Annotated in this window: 13 protein-coding genes; 8 read left to right on the top strand and 5 right to left on the bottom strand. The window is 60.5% G+C overall.

What is annotated here, in order from left to right; translation table 11 throughout:
- Positions 1-227: 227 nt before the first annotated feature.
- Positions 228-1,910, bottom strand: coding sequence for an electron transfer flavoprotein-ubiquinone oxidoreductase (locus FHS81_RS09070; protein ID WP_246374933.1), 1,683 nt, complete (start codon positions 1,908-1,910; stop codon positions 228-230).
- 272 nt (positions 1,911-2,182) lie between these two features.
- Positions 2,183-2,896: a TetR/AcrR family transcriptional regulator gene (locus FHS81_RS09065; RefSeq protein ID WP_343052461.1), complete on the bottom strand. Its 714-nt coding sequence runs from the start codon at positions 2,894-2,896 to the stop codon at positions 2,183-2,185.
- 279 nt (positions 2,897-3,175) lie between these two features.
- Here FHS81_RS09065 and FHS81_RS09060 point away from each other — a divergent pair, with 279 nt between their 5' ends.
- Together FHS81_RS09060 and FHS81_RS09055 are read left to right on the top strand one after the other, a co-directional pair.
- On the top strand, positions 3,176-3,757 hold the full coding sequence (locus tag FHS81_RS09060) for a YqaA family protein (RefSeq protein ID WP_183752204.1): 582 nt from the start codon (positions 3,176-3,178) through the stop codon (positions 3,755-3,757).
- 13 nt (positions 3,758-3,770) lie between these two features.
- Positions 3,771-4,307, top strand: coding sequence for a disulfide bond formation protein B (locus FHS81_RS09055; protein ID WP_183752202.1), 537 nt, complete (start codon positions 3,771-3,773; stop codon positions 4,305-4,307).
- A gap of 249 nt (positions 4,308-4,556) precedes the next feature.
- On the opposite strand, the gene FHS81_RS09050 is transcribed toward FHS81_RS09055, so the two are convergent.
- On the bottom strand, positions 4,557-13,097 hold the full coding sequence (locus tag FHS81_RS09050; protein ID WP_183752200.1) for a glycoside hydrolase family 94 protein: 8,541 nt from the start codon (positions 13,095-13,097) through the stop codon (positions 4,557-4,559).
- A gap of 489 nt (positions 13,098-13,586) precedes the next feature.
- Between FHS81_RS09050 and FHS81_RS09045 the strand changes: the two genes are divergently transcribed.
- The 5 genes from FHS81_RS09045 (at position 13,587) to FHS81_RS09025 (ending at position 18,303) form a co-directional block, all read left to right on the top strand.
- Positions 13,587-14,636 (top strand): ABC transporter substrate-binding protein, encoded by a 1,050-nt coding sequence (locus FHS81_RS09045; RefSeq protein ID WP_183752198.1) that lies wholly within the window; start codon positions 13,587-13,589, stop codon positions 14,634-14,636.
- Between the two features lie 130 nt (positions 14,637-14,766).
- Positions 14,767-15,627, top strand: coding sequence for an alkaline phosphatase family protein (locus FHS81_RS09040; RefSeq protein ID WP_210281620.1), 861 nt, complete (start codon positions 14,767-14,769; stop codon positions 15,625-15,627).
- Positions 15,628-15,647: 20 nt separating this feature from the next.
- Entirely contained in the window at positions 15,648-16,481 is an 834-nt protein-coding gene (locus tag FHS81_RS09035) for an ABC transporter permease (protein WP_210281619.1), read from the top strand.
- Entirely contained in the window at positions 16,478-17,272 is a 795-nt protein-coding gene (locus FHS81_RS09030; protein ID WP_183752195.1) for an ABC transporter permease, read from the top strand. Before FHS81_RS09035 ends, FHS81_RS09030 begins: the two co-directional genes overlap by 4 nt.
- Positions 17,269-18,303: an ABC transporter ATP-binding protein gene (locus FHS81_RS09025; protein WP_183752193.1), complete on the top strand. Its 1,035-nt coding sequence runs from the start codon at positions 17,269-17,271 to the stop codon at positions 18,301-18,303. Before FHS81_RS09030 ends, FHS81_RS09025 begins: the two co-directional genes overlap by 4 nt.
- A gap of 59 nt (positions 18,304-18,362) precedes the next feature.
- Here FHS81_RS09025 and FHS81_RS09020 read toward each other — a convergent pair whose 3' ends face one another.
- Positions 18,363-19,112 (bottom strand): sulfite exporter TauE/SafE family protein, encoded by a 750-nt coding sequence (locus FHS81_RS09020; RefSeq protein ID WP_183752191.1) that lies wholly within the window; start codon positions 19,110-19,112, stop codon positions 18,363-18,365.
- Between the two features lie 97 nt (positions 19,113-19,209).
- Between FHS81_RS09020 and FHS81_RS09015 the strand changes: the two genes are divergently transcribed.
- Positions 19,210-20,112 (top strand): LysR family transcriptional regulator, encoded by a 903-nt coding sequence (locus FHS81_RS09015; RefSeq protein ID WP_183752189.1) that lies wholly within the window; start codon positions 19,210-19,212, stop codon positions 20,110-20,112.
- Positions 20,113-20,189: 77 nt separating this feature from the next.
- Here the strand turns inward: FHS81_RS09015 and FHS81_RS09010 are convergent, their stop codons facing one another.
- Positions 20,190-20,846 (bottom strand): glutathione S-transferase family protein, encoded by a 657-nt coding sequence (locus FHS81_RS09010; protein ID WP_183752187.1) that lies wholly within the window; start codon positions 20,844-20,846, stop codon positions 20,190-20,192.
- Positions 20,847-20,888: the final 42 nt, after the last annotated feature.

Genomic DNA, 20,888 nt, shown 5'->3' with positions numbered 1-20,888 from the left:
CCTGATTGATCTTATTTGGAAGCAATCAGCATGTAACTGATGCTCTCAGCCATGTCTTATATCAAATTCCGAAAAGAATCACGCTTGCTGAAACGCTTTCATACTGCATCGTCATCGCTCTTGATGAATATCCTTGCAGCAATTTTTGTTTCATATGCAATCGTCTCTTTTCTTTCTGGAATGATTATTGTTTCCGGCTAGCCAACCATGAACCCGTTATCTGGCTATTACATGTTTGGATAGTTGGGGCCGCCACCGCCTTCCGGCGGAACCCAGGTAATGTTCTGGGACGGATCCTTGATGTCGCACGTTTTGCAGTGCACGCAGTTCTGCGCATTGATGACGAAACGGGGATCGGCCCGCGCTTCCTCATCGCCATAGACGACTTCGTAAACGCCCGCCGGGCAATACAGCCTTGCCGGTTCGCCATAGAGCGGCAGATTGCGTTCGATCGGAATGGACGGATCGGTGAGTTTCAGATGCGGGGGCTGATCTTCTTCATGCGCTGTGTTGGACATAAAGACCGATGAGAGCTTGTCGAATGTCAGCACGCCGTCCGGCTTCGGGTAGGTAATCGGGGTCACCTCGTCGATGCGCTTGAGCGAGTCGCAGTCCCGCTTGCGATGCCGCAACGTACCGAAGGGCGACAGCCCCGTCAGGGTGTTGATCCACATATCCAGGCCGCCAAGCGCGACACCGACGAAGGTGCCGAAACGCGACCACAGCGGCTTGACGTTGCGCACCGGCTTGAGATCCTTGCCGATGCTGGAGGAGCGCCAGCCATCCTCATAATCCTGAAGCACGTCATTGGCGCGTCCTGCGCCAAGAGCCGCCACCGCAGCCTCGGCCGCGAGCATGCCGGAAATGATAGCATTATGGCTGCCCTTGATGCGCGGCACGTTGACGAAGCCTGCGGCGCAGCCCACCAGCGCACCGCCGGGGAAGGCGAGGGTGGGCACTGATTGCCATCCGCCTTCCGTAATTGCCCTGGCGCCGTAAGACAGGCGCTTGCCGCCCGTGAATGTATCCTTGATCAGCGGGTGCGTCTTGAAACGCTGAAACTCGTCGAACGGCGAAAGTGTCGGATTGCTATAGTCGAGATGAAGGACAAAACCGACCGCGACCAGATTGTCTTCGAAATGGTAGAGGAAGGAGCCGCCGCCGGTGTCGCTCTGAAGCGGCCAGCCAAAGGTGTGCTGCACCAGCCCGGAATGGAACCTGGATGGATCAACCTGCCATAGCTCCTTGATACCAATGCCATATTTTTGCGGCGAACGGTCCTTGTCGAGCGAGAAGCGGGCAACGAGTTGCTTTGTCAGGCTGCCGCGCGCGCCTTCGGCAAACAGCGTGTACTTACCCCGTAGTTCCATGCCGCGCGTGTAATCGCCGCGATGCTCGCCATGGCGGTCGATGCCCATGTCGCCGGTCGCGATGCCCAGCACTTCGCCATCGTCGCCGTACAGAACCTCCGTGGCGGCAAAGCCCGGGTAGATCTCCACGCCCAGCGCTTCGGCACGCGCTGCGAGAAAGCGCGTCACGTTGCCGAGAGAGCCGATGTAATTGCCGTGATTGTTCATCAACGGCGGCATGAAGACGTTCGGCAGGCGAATGCCGCCAGTGGCGCTGAGAAGATAGAAGCGATCGTCCGTGACCTGCGTCGTCAGCGGGCAATCCTCCGCCTCGCGCCATTCCGGCAGCAACGCGTCAAGGCCCTGAGGGTCGATCACAACGCCGGACAGGATATGCGCGCCAACCTCGGAGCCTTTTTCAACGACGACAACGCTGATGTCAGAACCGTTTTGCTCGGCAAGCTGGCGGATGCGGATCGCAGCTGCCAGACCAGACGGCCCAGCGCCAACAATCACTACATCGAAATCCATCGATTCGCGGCTGTCGCCCGCATCGGTCATCGTTACGTCTCCCAAAAACCTCGGGTTCACAGCTGCGGGCAATGTCGACCAAACGCCCCAAACAAATGTTTGGTGCTCTGGTCAAACCAGAAGCCCGCACGTGCGTCAACCCCTTCCTTGCTCCTAATCTGGTGCGAGGTTGAATGAATTCCAAACTGGAATCAACGGTGAAATCGCCAATCCGGCAATGTCTTGCTGTATTATGGCAGACAAAAGCTGGCGGCTTATAGCCGCACGGGAGGCTGGTTTGCGGTGCTCCCGGCTTCAGGAGGCTATGGAGCGCTCGCGCCGGCGAGGTGCTCGTGGCGGAAGATGTGGATGATCTGCCGGCCAATTTCGGCGGGACTCATGCGGCCAGGCCGATACCAGGCGGGCACTGAATTGATGAGGCTGAGCAACAGCAGGCGATAGAGGGACTTATCGATATGCGGGGGCAGGGGCAAGCTATCGACCAGCTTGACGTATGCCGCCTCGAAAGCGTCGCGCTTGATGATCAGCCTTTCGAGGATTTCGGTCGGTACGTTGCGAAAATCCGTCAAAAACGGAATGTCGACGAGATCAGGATCGAGCTGGATTTCGAGCTGCCGCACGCAGGCGGCTTCGAGACGCTGCCACGGATCGTCGAACTGCGAGATCGCCGTGGCTATCTGTTCGGATGCCATCTCCAGCGCCTGGGCATGGACGGCAACGAACAAATCCTCCTTGGAGCGGACGTGATGATAAAGCGAACCACCCAGCAAGCCGACCCGCTCGGCGATGTCGCGCATCGAGGTGGCGAGATAGCCTCGCTCCGCGAACAGGATAGCCGCTGCCTGTATGATATCGTAATAACGATCACCGGAGCCTTCGCCGGAAGGACGCCGTGCCGCGCGCGGCGGGTTGCCGATGGGCAAAACCTGTCTTTTTGAATCGCCACGATGGGTATCGGGCGATTTGCCATCATCGGGCTTCGAGGCTGCTTTCCGATTCTCTTCCCCGGCTGTCACGTATCTTCTATCCGTTTTTGTTGCGCTTGATGCGTCCTGTTACCGGGACTGTCGCATCATCGGTTGATAACGTCTTGTCCGGCAAGACGTCAATTCGCAACGCACCAATTGGCAAATAGCCTCACTATATGGTTGTCCCGGCACGAGAGGTGTGCCAGACCCGTTCCCTGAAAATAGCGCGTTATCGTTGCTGCGGAAACCGTCCATCCACTATTTTCCCATACGGTGCCGCGACACTCGCTGTCATCCTGACATTCGTGCTCTTCTGAATGGACTGCTATGTTCCGTCGCCTTTATAACTGGGTCATCTCCCTGGCCGCCAGCCCCTACGCCGTCTGGGCGCTCGCGGCGGTATCCTTCACCGAAAGCTCGTTTTTTCCCGTTCCGCCGGACGTGCTGCTGCTGCCGATGGCGCTGTCCCGGCCGGACAAGGCGCTGTTTTATGCAGGGGTGTGCACGATTTCATCCGTGCTCGGCGGCCTTGCGGGCTATGCCATCGGCGCGATGCTTTATGACTCCGTCGGCCAGTGGCTGATTGCCGCATATGGCTATGGCGACAACGTCGAGGCGTTCCGTCAGGCGTATGCGCAATATGGCGAATGGATCATACTTCTCAAAGGCATAACGCCGATCCCTTATAAACTGGTGACGATCACATCCGGTTTTGCGGGCTACGACATTTTCTGGTTCATGGTGTTGTCGTTGATCACGCGAGGGCTCAGGTTCTATATTCTCGCAGGGCTGATGCACCGTTACGGCAATCCCATGCGCTCGTTTATCGAGAAGCACTTCGGGCTTGTGCTGGGGGTGCTGGCATTTTTCGTGATCGCCGGGTTTGCGGCGGTTAAATTCATAATCTGAAGGTGACATGCAAATGGGCGCGCTAGACTTGATCCTGTCGACAGCAGGCGGAGAAACGCGGCGGTTCAGAGTAGCGACCCTTTTGCTGGCCGTTTCGGTTCTTTCGCTGGCGAGCGCCTATTATTTTCAGTTCGTGCTCAACCTGCCGCCATGCCAGCTCTGCCTGATCCAGCGATGGCCGTTCTACGCCGCGATACCCGCAGCCGCGCTCGCCGCGTGGACATCGGGCCGCGCGCCAGCGGTGTCCCGGATATTGCTGGCGCTCATCGGCCTCGGTTTTCTCGCCGGGGCCGGAGTCGCGGCGTTCCACGCCGGAGTGGAGTGGAAGTTCTGGCCGGGACTGGCTGGCTGCTCCAACACATTCTCGACAGTCGATAACGCCGACGCCTTTCTTCAACGTCTTCAGCAGGTGCAAGTCGTGAGCTGCGAAGAGGCAGCATGGCGCTTCGCAGGCATTTCGCTGGCAGGCTGGAATGTGCCGCTGTCGCTCATTCTCGCGATACTGGCGTTCACCGGCGTTGTCGGGCGGGGTAAGAACGCAAGAAGCTGAGACCGTAAAGCTCCCGGATTGCCGGGGGATGCGGTGGGCGTTCGGCCTTTATGTAGCCCCTTGGGAAGCGCATCAATCTGGTTCCATAACGGGGCTTATCGGAATCGCATCTTTAATTGATGATTGTTGTTAGACACTCCCATTCCGGGTCTTTTGGCAAGCGCACCAGATTCTATATTTTACCGCAACTTGCATTCGGGTCGATGAATCGACTCGAATGCAAGCCGCTCTAATTCCCGGACGCCAAGGTCAATTCGACGCCAAGGTCAATTCAATCTCGTGCTGCCCCTCTGATGCCAGCGGCACAACGCCGTTGGTCGCAGGCACGCCGTCGATCATGAGGCCAGGAGTCAGGCCGCGTTTGACCGTGATGCGATAGTGCGCGCCATTGATGCGAAGGCTGGCGGTAAAGCCGTTCCAGACTGTCGGGATCGCGGGTTTCAGCCGTAAGGTTTCACCCTCCCGCACGATGCCAAGGATATGTTCCACGGCGACCCGATAGAGCCAGCCGGCCGAGCCTGTGTACCATGTCCAGCCGCCGCGCCCGGCCCGGCTATCCTCGGAATAGATGTCAGCGGCCACGACATAGGGCTCGACGCGGTAACGGACGGCCGCGCGCTCGTCCAGCGCGTGGTTGACCGGGTTGAGCATGGAAAAGATGCGATAGGCTTCGTCGACATGGCCGACTTCCGCCAGCGCCGCCGCGAGCCATGTTGCCGCGTGGGTGTATTGGCCACCGTTCTCGCGTACACCGGGCGGATAGCTCTTGATATAGCCGGGATTTTTCTCTGTGTGGTCGAAAGGCGGCGTAAACAGGCGCACCACCTTCAACTCGTCCTCGACCAATATTTCGACGGCCTTGCCGACAGCCTGTCTTGCGCGCTGGGGATCATCCATGCCCGATAACACCGCCCAGGACTGGGCGATGGAATCGATGCGGCATTCGTCGGATAGTCTCGAACCCAGCGGCGTGCCGTCGTCATAGGTACCGCGGCGATACCATTCCCCGTCCCAGCAACAAGCCTGCAACGCTGTACCGAGGCGGCGGGCGTGCTCCATCCACGCCTCGGCGCGCTGTGTGTCGCCACGTTGCATCGCAACAGGTGCGAAATCACGCAGTGTGGCGAGGAGGAACCACCCCAGCCACGTGCTGGTGCCCTTTCCGTCTTCGCCAACCCGGTTCATGCCGTCATTCCAGTCGCCGCCGAGGATCAACGGAATGCCGTCATCGCCTGTCCGAATGATCGCGAGATCGAGCGCCCGGGCACAGTGCTCATAAAGGCTGGCGCTCTCGGTTGTAAGGCCCGGCGTAAAGAAAGCGTCGGCCCTGCCCTTCTCCAGTTCAGGCCCGGAAATAAAGGGCAATTCTTCGTTCAGGATGCTTCGGTCGCCTGTGGTCTTCATATAATGATGGGTGGCATGGGCAAGCCACACCACATCGTCGGAAATCCTGGTGCGCACGCCTGCTCCGCTCAGGGGCAACCACCAATGCTGTACGTCGCCCTGCGGAAACTGACGACTGGCGGCATTGAGGATCTGCCCGCGCGCCAGCGACGGATCGTGCAGAAGCAGCGATAGAGTATCCTGCAATTGATCCCTGAAGCCATAAGCGCCACTGGCCTGATAGAACGCCGAGCGGGCGCGGATGCGACAGGCAAGCGCCTGATAAGGCAGCCAGACATTCATCATGACGTCGAAGGCCGGGTCAGGTGTTTGCACCTGAAGTGCGCCAGCGAAATCACGCCATGCGGCCTGGTTGGCGACAAGGCGGGCCTCGAAATCTGCCGCCAGATGCGCTTTCACCAGCGATCGCACCTGCCGCGGTTTATCCGCCGCCCCCATAACGATACGGATCGCGGTTTCCTCTCCGGGCGCGACGTCCACGTCAACAGCCAGTGCAGCGCAGGCGTCATCACCGGCTGTGGCGCTGTTGCTGAGTTCCAGGCCGCCGAGCACCGCATGGGGGGCGACAGTCGAGCCGCCGCGCCCGAGAAACTCGCCACGGTCACAGGTAAAGCTTCGGTTGCCGCCCTCACAGGCCAGAAAGGTGGTAACGTTTCCAAATTCGAGGTGGTACGGATTGCGGGCGGTTATCGCGCCTGTCACGGCATCGTGGCCAGTTATGATGAAAGGTGCGGATCGCAGACGGCTGTTGGACAGCACCCATTCAGCATAGACATAAATCCGGAAGCGGCGGGCTTTGGTCCCGGTATTGCGAAGCGTGAGTCGCTGCAGCCTGACCGGATCGACGGGATCGACAAGCTGCGTCAAGGCTGCGGTTATATCTCCGTGCCTGGTGGTGAAAGTTGAAACGCCGCGTGCGTGGCGGGCTTCGTACTCCGCCGCCGGATCACGCACGATGCATGCAAGCGGGGAAAAGCTTGCCCCGGTGTCGCGGTCGTGGATATAGAGCCCCTCGCCCGGACGGTTGGTAACAGGATCGTTCGACCACGGCGTTAGCTGAAAATCGCGACTATTGCAGCTCCAGGTGAATGCCGCGCCCTCGGATGAGACATGGAACCCGAAGTCGCGATTGGCGATGACGTTGATCCATGGATGGGGAGTGACGCGCTGACCGGAGAGGCGAACGACATAATCGTGATCTGAATCGGAAAATCCCCCGAATCCATTCCAGAATAAAAGGTTATCGCCACTGACAGGAGCCGGCTCCACGCCTCCTGAAACGGGAGAGCCGGCTGCGGGGCGGATCTGTTTACGGCGTGCGAGGGATGCCTCGATCTGTGCTATCTGATCGGCAATCGGCCCCTTGGAGCTGTGCAGCACCACGCATGCCGCTGCCATCAGCGTTTGGCAGACGCGGGTGTCCATCAGACCGCGACGCAACGCGAACGTATGCTGCCGCCGCGACATGGTCTTCTCGTCCACCAGTTGGGCGCTTTCGCAAAGCTGCTCGATGGCCTGTTGCAGATCCTGCACATAGGAACTGGCCTGGTCGTTGATGACGGCAAGGTCGAAGACAAGTCCGCGCTGGTACAAATATTTCTGCATGCGCAAGGCAGATGCGACGATATCGAGTTCCGAGATGTCGCCGATCTGCAAGGTGACGATCGGGTAATCGCCCGAGATCGCGAGGGACCACAGCTCGGACTGGCGACCGAGGCTTTCGGCACGGATGTCCGCTGGCGCGCGCAAAGCCGGATGGGGATAGAGAAGATAGCGCGCCAGCTTTTGCACGCCGGTTGTCTCGGCAAGGCTCAGGCCGATATGGCGCGCCTGAAGCTGCACGCGCATCCGCGTCAATATGGTCTGCTGCTGGAAGCTGTCAGGCTGTGCGAAGCGTCTGGCGTTGATTTCGACTTCGGTGCGATTGTCTCCGGTAATGGTCCAGAAAACCAGCGAGACCTTTTTGCATGCCGGTATACGAACCTTGACGCGCAGTGCCATAACGGGGTCAAGCGTGAAGCCCGCGCCGCCCGACAACAATGCACCCCGGTCGAAGGCGGCGGCATTGGCTATTGTGCGCCCTCTGCCGATGAAGGCGCGTCTGTCTGTTTCGGCCTCCACCATGCCGACGGTCCCCGCGCCGCGGATCGTGCCGGTATCGGATGTGACGCAATGAGCGAGGACAGTCCCCGGTTCGTCGTGCTCACGCTTGCGCCGATGAGCGAAAATGGTAGCGCCGTTGCCGTCGATATCGGTGTGGACGAACATTTTTGAAAAGGCCGGATGGGCTGCGTCAGCGGCCTCCGGGGCCAGCGCCAGTTCTGCGAATGACGTCACTTCGATGTGCCGGTCCTCGTTGCCGTCGTTCCATAGCGTCAGGCGACGGGCTTCGCCGTCATGCTCTGACATGACGATGCATTCCACTTCTGACCGCAGCGTGCCGACCGTCTTGGAGAATACCGCGCGGTCACCCTCGAAAATGGTGTGGCAGCTTTCGTTGGGGGCACGCTTCGGCTCGGCGGTTGTCGACCACCATTCGCCCGTGGCGCTGTCCGTGACGAACAGAAACGTGCCGGTGCGCTCCTCGACCGGATCGGCATTCCAGCGAGTGACCGCAATGTCACCGACGCGGCTGTAGCCGGTTCCTGTCGCGGTCAGCATCAATGCATAACGGCCGTTCGACATCACACTGACGGCGGGACTGGCGGTGAGAGGGTCTGGAATTGCGCGTGAATCCGTTCGCTCTTCAAGCGGCTCCGGCTTGGCGCGATCGTTGGTCTCGACATGCACCGGCAGTGCGGGCACCGTGCGCGGGGCCTTTTCCTGAAGCAGCAACTCTGCTGCCTTGATTGCCGGGTCCGAGTGAAATCTGTCGCGCATGCGACCGTCGAAGGCGACATTGGCAACAGCCACGATCGACATGCCATGGTGATGCGCCATGAAGTTGTGCACCACGGCATAGGCTTCGCCTTTCGGCAGACGCAGTGGCGTGAAATCCACCGCGTCATTGAAACCATAGCGGCCAAGCGCGCCGAGTTTTTTCAGGCGGTTGAGATTCGCAACCACCTCCGCCGGGCGAAGCGGGGCGGCCAGAAGGCAGGCGTAGGGGGCGATGACCGTATCCTGCGCCAGTCCACGCTTCAGTCCCAATCCTGGCACGCCGAAGGTCATGTACTGGTAGTTCAGTTCCCGGTCGCGGGCATAATAGGCGGACTCGGAAATGCCCCACGGCACATCCCTTTCGTGGGCGTAGCTGATCTGCCGCGCCACGACCAGCCGGTTGGTCTGGTGAAGGATGCCACCCATCGGTTCCTTCATCACGAGCGGCGGCATGAGATATTCGAACATCGACCCCGACCAGGACATCAGGGCGCCGGAATATCCGATGGCCGTCATGGAGCGGCCAAGGCGCAGCCAGTGCCGGGCTGGCAGATCCCCCTTGGCGATGCCGAACAGGCTCGTTAGACGGGCTTCCGATGCCAGCAGATCGTAGCAGCTTTCGTCGAGTTGCCCCTCTTGAACGCGGTATCCGATGGACAGCAGCTTGCGCTCCGGTCGCATCAGGAAGCGGAAATCCATCTCAAAGGCAAACCGGCGCAAGCCTTCCTTCAGGTTGAAAAGTCGCTGCCGCAACGGATCGAGCGTGGATGGAACGATATGGGCGTCATCGAGATGCGCGCCGCAAGTCTTTTCCAGATTTTGCGCCCAGAGCACGAGTTCTTCGCTGGCCGATGAGCGGATTTCTTCATGAAGCGCCTTTGCCATATTGTCGATGTCGGCGGCGAGTTCGGACAGATTGGCGCTGCGGATCGAGGCCAGACCGGGATCCTCACGCAATTTATCGACCGCGCGGTGCATACCGTCCAGACGATCGGCAAGGCGTTTGCGCAGCGGACGCAGCGATGTCCGATCATCAGGCAGGTCGTCCAGCGTCTCGCGCAGAATCTCCACGGCATCCACAATGCCTTCGAGGTCACCGGGAAGATGAACCGCCAGCGCTTCGGCCCACTGGTTGCAAGCCGCCGCCGCCGCCACAAGATGACCCGCGAGATTACCGCTGTCCACTGACGAGATATAGAGCGGCTGTAACGGTTCCAGGCTCTGTGTGTCGTACCAGTTATAAAGGTGGCCGCTATAACGCTGCATTCTGTGCATGCTTGCCAGTGTCTGCTCCAGCCGGTCGACCGTCTCGACCAGCCCGATCCAGCCGAAGTCGCGCGCCGAGATCACGGACAGCAGATAAAGCCCGATGTTGGTGGGCGATGTACGCCCCGCTACGACCGGCTCCGGATCGTCCTGAAAGTTGTCGGGCGGCAGCATATTGTGCTCCGCGGTGACGAAGGTCTCGAAATAGAACCACGTCCTGCGCGCAACGCGCCGCAAGGCCGCGAGGTCGGCGGGCCTCACCCGTACCCGGCTTTCGGGTTTTCGGGGCTGGCTGATCCACCATGCGAACAGTGGCGAGAGAGACCACAGCGCGACGAACGGCACTGCCACCACTGCGCCACTGCCACCAAAGGCAAGCGGGATCGCAAGCCCTGCGATTGCCACGGGCAGCGTGCCCGCCATCGCGCGGAAATGGCCCGTGAGTCCGGGAGCACGCATGCGGGCCTGATGTGAGGACGTGCGCCATTCGAGTCGCTGCCGGTGGCTCAGCAGCATCCGGTAGAGCGCGCGCAGGATAGCATCGCCCTTCAACCAGGCGTCGTGCGCCATCAATATGACCTGCGCGGCGACTTGTGTCACGGCAAGCGATACATCGCGCGCAAAGGCGGCGAAGTGACTGTCCGGCGTCGTTCGCTTGTCACGCGGCGGTAAGATGTCGAGCAGGCATAAAACATGGGGTAGCAGCAGACACAGAATGAGCAGGCACTGCCATTGTGACGCAGGCCCTGCGGGCAGCGCGGTCCATCCGGCGACCGAAGCCGCCACCCACATGATGGGAGAGATCGACCGGCGCAGGTTATCGATCATCTGCCAGCGCGACAGCCCCGGCACGCCCGAGCCGGGGTTCAGCAGCCACGGCAGCAACTGCCAATCGCCGCGCACCCAGCGATGGATACGCGATGCGTCGGTCAGATATCGTGAAGGATAGTCCTCGATGACATCGACATCCGTGACCAGCGCGGTATGGGCATATGCCCCTTCCAGCAGATCGTGACTGAGGACGCTGTTATCCGGGATGCGGCCGTTGAGTGCGGCACGCATCGTATCGACATGATAAAGGCCCTTGCCAGTGAAAATGCCTTCGCCGAACAGATCCTGATAAACATCCGATGTGGCGAGCACGTAGGGGTCGATGCCCCGACTGGCGCAGAAGATATGCTGGAAAAGCGTCGCCCTGCCGGTAGCGGCGAGCGCCAGCGTGACGCGCGGTTGCAAAACACCGTAACCGGAGACCACCCGCCTGCATTCTACATCGAAAACCGGCCGATTGAGCGGATGCGCCAGCTTGCCGACGAGGCGTGCCACCACATCGCGCGAGGTGCGGGTGTCGGCATCGAGCGTCATGACATATTGCACGCCGGCGGGCAGCGGATTGTCCGGCATCATGAAGGTGGTCACGCCATCGCCGCGCAGCAGCGTGTTGAACTCCTGAAGTTTTCCGCGCTTGCGCTCCCAGCCCATCCAGCAGCCTTCCGCCGCGTTATAAAGCCGGTTACGATGGAGAAAATAGAAACGCGGCGCGGCGCCAATGACAGGATAGCGGCGGTTCAGGGTAGCTATTTGTTCGCGCGCGAACGTCAGCAACGCGCGGTCCATAACGGTTTCCGCCGCATCGCTATCGCACCAGTCGGACAGCAGCGCAAAATGCAACGCGCCGCTGGCGTTGGTGAGGTAATGAATTTCAAGATCGGAGACCGCCTGTTCCACATCGTCGCGGCTGCTTATCAGAATGGGCACGACAACGAACGTGCGCGCATCCTCAGGGACGCCATTCTTGTATTCATAGCCGATCAGGCGGTGCGGAGAGACGAATGAGGATACCAGCGCATTGAACAGCCCGGCTGCCGCACCTGCCGCCGGCACGATGAACAACACCAGCAGAAACGCCGCCCCGGCCGCGCCATATGCCGCCGTTGCCGGCAGGGATGCCGCGATCAGCAGCAGAAGCGCCAGAAACCCGACCGGCAGCGCCATGCCAAGCCATTTGCTGTTGTACCACGCGCGGTGTAGACGCTCACCTGGCGACGGGGAGTAGCCGAGCAGCTTTTCAAACCTCTCCCGCCCCGGACCGACGAGATAGCATCCCGCATCGACGCTGCCGGGGCTGATGTCCTTCGTCTGGGTCTCTGCAAGTTCGATTGCCTGTTGTGCGACAGCATGCTCATCCTGCCCGGAGCCACGGGCCAGTGTTTCGATCGCTCGGCGATAGGCATCGCGCGAGGCGAAATCCAGCGCCGCGAAATCCGTGCGCGCCCGCAGCAGCCGGTCAACGGCGCTGATCTGCTCGAACCACAGGGTCCAATCAATGTCGTCGATAAGACGCAGGCTGCCGAAAATATTCGCAGTCGTCAGGCCGCAAGCTGACAGCCGCGCGTGTTCGTCTATGGCAGTTTGTCTTGCATCGTTACCTGTCGTTCTCAGGCTGTTTTCCAGCCAGACAAGTCCTTCGTGGGCATTGACAGGCCCTTTGCGCATGCAATGCAGAAACCGGGTTGCGAAAGAGCCGTCGGTTGCCTGCCCTGCGTATTCGGCAAGGATTGCAGCCTCGTTGCCTGGTTGGGCGACCGCCAGCCTGTCGGCGGCGATGTCCGCAGCCTCTCGCATGGCCTGACCGTGCCGCACATTGTCTGCCACACGTCGCAGATTTTCGAGCAGAACAAAGCGCAGCAGGGATGGAAGTGCCCATAGCTCCGCAATGTCGAGCGGTTTCACGCTCTGGAAGCCCTCCACAAGCGTCGTGAAGGCTTTTTCCGTCACAGCGCTATCGGTGTAGGCGACATACTGCCATGCAATTGCCAGCGTTCGCGCCGCGCGCGATCTGCGTTCGCCCTCCCCGCCGTTCAGTTGCGGCAACTGGCGGTAGAAGGTCGAGGGAAGATCGCGCAGGACGGAGGAAATCGTGTCTTCGATGACATGAGCATTTTCATGCAGCCAGCGGGCCGCGGGAGTCATGCTGTCTCCCTGCTGCTGGGCAGTATTGAGTTCGCGCAGTGTGGCGCGAATCCGGTGCGCATTCTCCCTCGTCCGCGCAGCAGGGTCGAGACGATTGAGTTCCGCAAAGCGCTCTGGAGCGCTGCGGGCAAGAGTTGCACCGAACTCTTTCAGATTGTCAGGAATGGCTTGCGATGAGCGGACTTGCGCTGAGCGGATCAGGGGTGCCTTATCATCGGAAGGATGCAAGCGGATCGATCCGGGCCACCAGGCAAAGTGAATATTCATGCGGAAAATCTGTCGGCGTATGGCATAGACATCAATAGAGGCATGTTTCTTCACCCGGATATTGCCGATTTTGCTTGCATCAGATTATTAAAAATCTGTCGCAAACAAAAACCAGAAAAATTTATCTACATACCCAACATAACAAACATATGTCATGAAATTTATATTGTTTTCGTTGAATTTAAATTGGTATTTGTCAAATTCATAAGCGATAAAGAGTTGATGTGTCGCATGAGCCGCCACCAACTGCGGCCAGAACATGATATCGATAAGTCCAGTGTCAGAGCGATAATTCTATTGTATTTATTTCACCGAAATTGAAATATTTTCATGAAATTCAATATTAAATTTAAAATTAAGCCTAAAAATGTTAGTGGACTACAAAGTTAATTTTTCTGGTTATGAAAACCGTCATATCATCGTCATTGCCGGGTGGCACACAATCGGCGCTTTTCTTCCGATCCTGCTGTCTGAATCCGGGATGCCGCCATGCGCAAGTTCACGTCCTCTTTGTTTTTCGCTGCCGCTTTTGTGGCTGTTGCCGCCGCGCCCGTGCGGGCTCAGGATATCGCCGCTATTGAGGCGGGAGCGCGCGCGGAAGGCGCCGTTTATAGCGTTGGCATGCCTGACGGCTGGGCCAACTGGAAGGCCACCTGGGAGCAGCTCACCCAGAAGTATGGCCTCAAGCACACCGACACCGACATGAGCAGCGGCGAGGAAATCGCCAAGTTCGCCAACGAAGGCAAGAATGCCACGGCCGATATCGGTGACGTTGGTCTTGAGTTCGGCCCCATCGCCGTGCAGCGCGGTGTGACGCAGCCTTACAAGCCGACGACGTGGGATCAGATCCCCGACTGGGCGAAGGATGAGAACGGCGACTGGGTCGTCGGCTACACGGGCACCATTGCCTTCATCATTTCTAACGACGTCAAGAACCCGCCGAAGTCTTGGGCGGATCTGCTGACCGGCGATTACAAGTTCTCCATCGCACAGGTCGGCTCCGCCGCGCAGGACAACGCTGCCGTGCTCGCCGCCGCCGTGGCGCGCGGGGGCGATGAAAACAACCTGCAGCCGGGCATCGACCTTTTCATCGAGCTGGCCAAGCAGAAGCGCCTCGTGTCGAACGCAGCCAACCCGGCCAGCCTTGAAAAGGGCGAGATCCAGGTCGCGGCGCTGTGGGACTTCAACGCGCTCAACTATCGCGACGTTGTTGGCGGCGACAAGTTCACGGTGCTTATCCCCTCCGACGGGTCCATCACCAGCGGCTACGCGACGATCATCAACAAGTACTCCAAGCATCCCAACGCGGCCAAGCTGACGCGCGAATACATCCTGAGCGACCAGGGCCAGATCAACCTCGCTGAAGGTTACGCCCGCCCGATCCGCGTCGATCACGTCACGCTGCCGGAATCGGCGAAGGCACGTTTGCTGCCGGCTGATCAGTATGCCAAGGCCAAGCCGATCAACACCGAGGCCTGGACGAAGAACGCTCCGACCATCGCCGCCAAGTGGCGCGATGAGGTTGCTTCGCAGCGCTAAGACCGCAACGTCCCACGTTCCGAACCATTCGGAACGTGGGCCCTATCATTTCTATTGTATCGCAGCTTGCGTTTAATTCGGTAAACCGGCTTGAACGCAAACTGCCCAGCCAGTCATACGGATGACCATCATGCAGCCGGTCGTTCTCATCGTTCTCGACGGGTTGCGCTATGCCACCGCGCGTGCGTGCCTTGGCTATCCGGAGGCGCTCGTCGAGGCCGGCAAGGCGCAGGTTTATCGCCTGCGCAGCGCCCTGCCCTCGCTGTCGCGGCCCCTCTACGAAACGCTGATGACGGGCCTCGTGCCGGTTGAGCACGGCGTTACCAGTAATGCCGTTGTGCGGCGCTCGCAATTTCCCAACGTCTTCTCCCTTGCGCGGCGCGCGGGGCTGGTGACGGCGGCTGCGGCGTACCACTGGTTCTTTGAGCTGTACAACCACGCCCCCTTCGAGCCGCGTTTCCGCCACATCGAGAATGCGGACGGCGGCATCGTCCACGGCACGTTTTACTGGCGCGACGATTATCCGGACGATCATCTTTTTGCCGATGCGGAAGATCTCGTGGCGCGGCACACGCCGCATTTCCTGCTGCTTCATCCGATGAATATCGATGACGCCGGCCACAAGCATGGCGGCGGGTCCGTTGCGTATCGGAATGCGGCGCGCAACGCGGGTGATCTTCTGGCGCGTTATGTGCCGCAATGGCTGGCACGGGGCTATGCGGTGATCGTGACGAGCGACCACGGTATGGGCGACGACGGCAATCACGGCGGGCCCGAGGGCGATGAAACCGAAGTGCCGTTCTACGTTATCGGCGATGTGTTCTCGCTCGACCCTACAGCCACCATTCGGCAGACTGACATCGCGGGCTTGATAGCCGCCCTGCTCGCCATTCCCGGCCACGGTTTGCCCACGCCCACCGGGGTCTTTCGCCATGGTGAACGGCCCCACGGCGAGCGGCCGCTGCTCTCGGCAACGGCGCCTGCACGATGACGGATCGGAACGGAATGCGGATGCGTCTTCTGGCTTTGCCATTGATTGTGGCGTTTGCCGTCCTCATTCTGTGGCCGTTGTCCAGCGTGGTCATCGACAGTTTCGACGCAAAGGGCGAGGTGTCCTTCGGCAATTATACCGAAGTGCTGTCGAGCGCCTATTATCAACAGTCGTTCATCACCACGCTATGGATATCGGCGCTGACGACCGTCATCGGCATCGTGTTCGGCATCCTGCTCGCGATTGCTCTGCGGGCGCGCGGCAGAGGCGTCCGGCGTTTCGCCCTCGCCTTCGGCAGCATGGGCGCGAACTTTGCTGGCGTGCCGCTTGCAATGGCGATCATCATCCTGTTCGGCATGAACGGCTTCTTCACCATCCTCGTCGGCAAGCTCGGCCTGCCCGGGGCTTTCAACGTTTATTCGATCATCGGCCTCACCATCGCCTACTGCTATTTCCAGATCGCGCTGGCGACGCTGCTGCTGACCCCGGCTTTCGATGCGGTGCCGGTGGAGATCGAGGAAGCGGCGTCGCTGATGGGCGTATCGTCCGCCCGCTTCTGGGCGCGGATCGGCGTGCCGATGCTGGCCCGTCAGATCGTCGCTATCGCCATCCTGCTGTTCGCCAACGCCATGGGCACTTTCGCGACGACGTTCGCCCTCACCGGCACCAGCGTCAATGTCGTCACCGTGGCCATCAGCAGCCTCGTCTCCGGCGATATCTTCTCGGACCCGAACCTTGCCAACGCCATCTCGCTGCTGCTCCTGATCGTGCTGCTTGTGCCCATCATCGCGAGCCAGATCATTGCCGGCGAAAAGCGGCTCGGGAAAGACCCGTCAGCAGGACCTCAGCGATGACCCTTTCCAATGGCGTGCTGTCTCGCGTGTTTCTGATCGCCGTCGCGGCAGTGATGGCCCTGCCCGTTGTCGCGACCGCTATCGATGCCTTCGCGGCGGAATGGGCACACACGCTGCTTCCCACAGGCTACACCACCGAATATTTCATGACGGTGGTCGGCGACCCGCGTTTCATTGCCGCCATGGGGCGCTCGCTCACCGTTGCCGCCGCTGCGTTGGCCATTGCGACGGTGCTGATCGTGCCCGCCATCGTGAGCGCACATATCTATTGGCCTGCGCTTGATAGGTGGTTCGCACGCCTCGTTATTCTGCCCTATGCGGTGCCCGCAATCGTGCTTGTCGTGGGCTATCTGCGCGTATTCTCCAACCCGCCGCTTCAGATCAACGGCACGCCGCTGGTGCTTGTGCTGGTCTACGTGCCAGTGTGTTTTCCCATGTTCTACATCTCCGTCAAGAACAGCCTGCGCGGGCTTGCCATTGACGACCTGCTCAATGCCGGGCGGCTGGTGGGCGCCAACGATGCCGTCATCCTGCGGCGGGTTGTGCTGCCCTGCATCCTGCCGGGGATCATGATCGCGGTGGTGCTGAATTTCGCCATTCTGTTCAGCGAGTTCGTCTATGCGAAGATGCTGGTTGGCGGCAACTTCGAGACGCTGCAACTCTATATGTATGCCCAGCGTAACCTGAGCGGGCGCATCACCAGCGTCATCGTGTTGATTTACTTCATTCTTCTTCTTTTGATGACGCTGGTCTCGCTGAGGCTGGCGGAAACGGAGCGCGCGCAGCGATGAGCTATCTCACCATTGCCAACGTCAGCGCGACCTACGGCGCGATGACCATTCTCGACGGGATCGAGTTGTCCATCGGACAGGGCGAAATGCATATCCTGCTGGGGCCATCAGGCTGCGGCAAGACCACGCTGCTGCGCTCGATCGCCGGGCTTACCGCGCCATCGGGCGGTGAGATCCGCCTCGGCGATCGGCGCATCGACAACCTGCCGCCCAAGGAACGCGGCATCGCGATGGTGTTTCAGCACTACGCCCTGTTCCCGAATATGACGGTGCGGCAGAATCTCGCCTTCGGTCTTGAGCAAAAGCGGCTGTCGCGCGCGGAAGTGGCCCGTAAGGTGGATGCGACGCTGGCCATGGTGGCGCTTGAGCAGCGGGCGGATATGCGTCCGCATCAGCTTTCCGGTGGCCAGCGGCAGCGTGTTGCGCTGGCCCGCGCGCTTGTGCTGGAGCCGGCGCTGCTGCTGCTCGACGAGCCGTTGTCCGCTCTCGATGCCCAGATCAGGAAGCGCCTGCGCGACGAGTTGAAGCGCATCCAGCGCGAAAGCGGCCTCACCAGCATTTTGGTGACGCACGATCAGGATGAGGCGCTCACCCTGGGCGACCGTGTTTCGGTGATGAACGCCGGCCGCATCGCCCAGACGGGAACCCCGCGCGAGATCTATCACCGCCCTGACAGCCTGTTCGTCGCCGGCTTTATCGGCGATGGCAACCTGCTGACGCCGGACGAGATCGAGCGCCTGACCGGAATCCGCACTTCCGGGTCTGCCATCATCCAGCCGCAGGATCTGCGTTTCGAGAGCGTCAACGGCGCAACCGCCACCATGGCTCCCGCGCCCGATGGGGAAATACATGTGCAGGGTGTCGTGACGGATGTCAGCCTCTCCGGCCCGACCATCCGTTATCTGGTCGAGGCCAAGGGGCTGACGCTGAAGGTGGAAGCGCCCAATCGCTATGACTCGGCGGAGCTGTCGACCGGCACGACCGTTCGCCTGGCGCTGCGCAAGGGCGATATTCACGTCGTTCCCAACTGATCTCGCAAAGATCTCTTTGTGAGTGGCCGGCCAAACAGGCCGCAACTTGCATTTTGGGTTTACAGCAACGGCCGCAGGGCCATTTCGCATCCCAGCAGCAGCAGGCATATCAGAAAACCGCGTCGAAACGCCGGCGGGCTGATCCTGTTTCGGATGCGCTGCCCGGCCCACATGCCCGCGAGCGCCGGGATGACGGCCAGCCCGGATAGCACGAGGCCGCTGGCGTCGAACGCTCCATGCGCGCCCAGCCCCACCGCCAGTGCGACGGTCGACACCGTGAACGACAGGCCAAGCGCCTGAATGAGATCGTCCTTCGACAGGTTCAGCGCCTGCAAATAAGGCACCGCCGGAATGACGAGCACGCCCGTTGCACCCGTCACGATGCCCGTCGTGGCACCGATGATCGGTGACAGCCACGTCTGCACACGCTCCGGTACGGTGATCTGGCGCGCAAAGAGCGTGTAAGCCGCATAGATGACGAGCGCACACCCGAGCATGGCGGTGGTCAGGCCGGTATCGCCGGTCGCGATCCAGAACGAGCCGAGCACCGTTCCCACGACGATGGCGACCATCATGGGCCACAAGCGCCGCAGAAGCCCAATGAAATCCGGCCCGGACACAAGCTGCCATACGTTCGTGACGAAGGAGGGCGCGATTAGCAGGGTTGCCGCCGCCAGTGGCGAGATGAGCGCGCCGAGAATGCCCATCGCCACCGTAGGCAGGCCCATGCCCGTGACGCCCTTCACGAGCCCGGCGGCGAAAAACGTGGCAATGACAGCGATGAGGACAGGTATCGAGAGATCAATCATGCCAAAGGCATACCGCAACAGGTTGCGAAGACAATGCGGATGTTCCGATTTGAGGTTTCGGCTATACCGAAGGCTGATAAACGTCTAATCTCGCACCATGCGTTTTGACCTGACGGATCTTCGCCTTTTTCTGGCTGTGGTGGATGCGGGCAGCATCACTCACGGCGCGGCTGACGTCGGTCTGTCGCTGGCCGCCGCAAGTGAACGCCTGCGTGATATGGAGACGGCCGGCGAAGTCGTGCTGCTCAATCGTGGGCGGCGCGGTGTGACGCCGACTGAAGCCGGCGATGCGCTCGTCCACCACGCCCGCGCGATCCTGAACCAGATGGCGCGGATGCGCGGCGACCTGGGGCATTACGCCAAGAGCCTGCGCACCAGCATTCGCGTGTACGCCAACACCGCCGCCATCACGGAATTTTTGCCGGAAAGGCTCGCGCCGTGGATGGCCGCTCATCCGCAAGTGGACATCGAACTGCGGGAGCGGCAAAGCCCGGAAGTGGCGAAAAGCATCGCTGCCGGTTTCGCTGATATCGGGATTTTGTCGAGCGCGGTTGACACAGCCGGTCTCGAATTGCACCCCTTTGCCATCGACAGGCTCGTCGTGGTGGCGCACGCCGCCCATCCTCTGGCGGAAAAGGCGAGCGCGAAGTTTACCGATGTTCTGGACCAGCCGTTCATCGGGCTGGCGGGCGGGGCGTTGCAGGATCACATCGATGCCCAGGCAGCGCGCTATGGCGCGAAGCTCAAGGCGCGTATCGTTTTGCGCAGCTTCGACGGCATCTGCCGCATGGCCGGTGAAGGTGTTGGAATAGGCATCATTCCGCAGTCAGCGGCACGGCGTGGCGCGCAATCGGCGATGATCGCGGCCATTCCGCTTCAGGATGCCTGGGCGACGCGCCGGCTCTCAGTTTGCGCATGCAGCGGACAGGAGCTGAACCCGCACGCAAGGAGCCTGTTCGAGCACCTGTCCACGCTCGGTCAAGAGCTTGCGAGCGAATAACGGGAAAGCGCTTGCGAGCGAATAATTCGGGGATGCGGCCTCCCGGTTTCCGCCACAAGCCAACGCCCTGATCCCGTTCATGACGCAAGCCCCTCCTGCGCAAGCGCGCGTCTGACCGCAGGGCGATCCAGCACCTTAGTCATAAGCCGTTGCCAAACGGGCCAACCGGCATCCATGTCGAGGCCAATGCGCCGGCCCCACAGCCAGAACACCGTCAGATAGGCATCGACAACCGTAAACTGACCCGGCACGGCCCAGTCACGGCCATCGGACAGGATTTTTTCGATGTGATCGTATCCGGCGCGGATATTGTCCCGCCCCTTCGCCTGAACCGCACCATACAGCGCTTCATCGCTGACAAACCGATGCGGACGCCATAGCTGGCCGTAGCCAATTCCGTGAAGGTCGACGGAGATCCAGCTCAACCATTCCAGACACCGCGCCTCGCCTGCCGCATCATCTGGCAAAAGTCCTGCCTCCGGGTGGCTGCGGGCGAGAAAGAGCATAATGGCGACGGCCTCTGTCAACAACTCCGGTGCGCCGCCGGCCCCTCCCCGCACGCCCGTTAAAGCAGGCACGCGGCCTTTGGGGTTCAGCGCCAGATATTCCGCCGTTGTCGTGCCCTCACTATTTGCTGCCGAGCGCAGCTCCAGCTCATAGGGAACGCCGACCTCCTCCAGCACGATATGCACAGCCAGCGAGCATGCGCCGGGTGAATAATAGAGACGATGCATGTTGGACCTCCGGTTATAATGCGACCTCTTCGCTGCTCCCGA

The sequence above is a fragment of the Pseudochelatococcus contaminans genome (assembly GCF_014195635.1).
Classification (GTDB): domain Bacteria; phylum Pseudomonadota; class Alphaproteobacteria; order Rhizobiales; family Beijerinckiaceae; genus Pseudochelatococcus; species Pseudochelatococcus contaminans.
The sequence above is the reverse complement of the archived record's forward strand: the minus strand, read 5'-3'. Positions and strand labels throughout refer to the sequence as shown.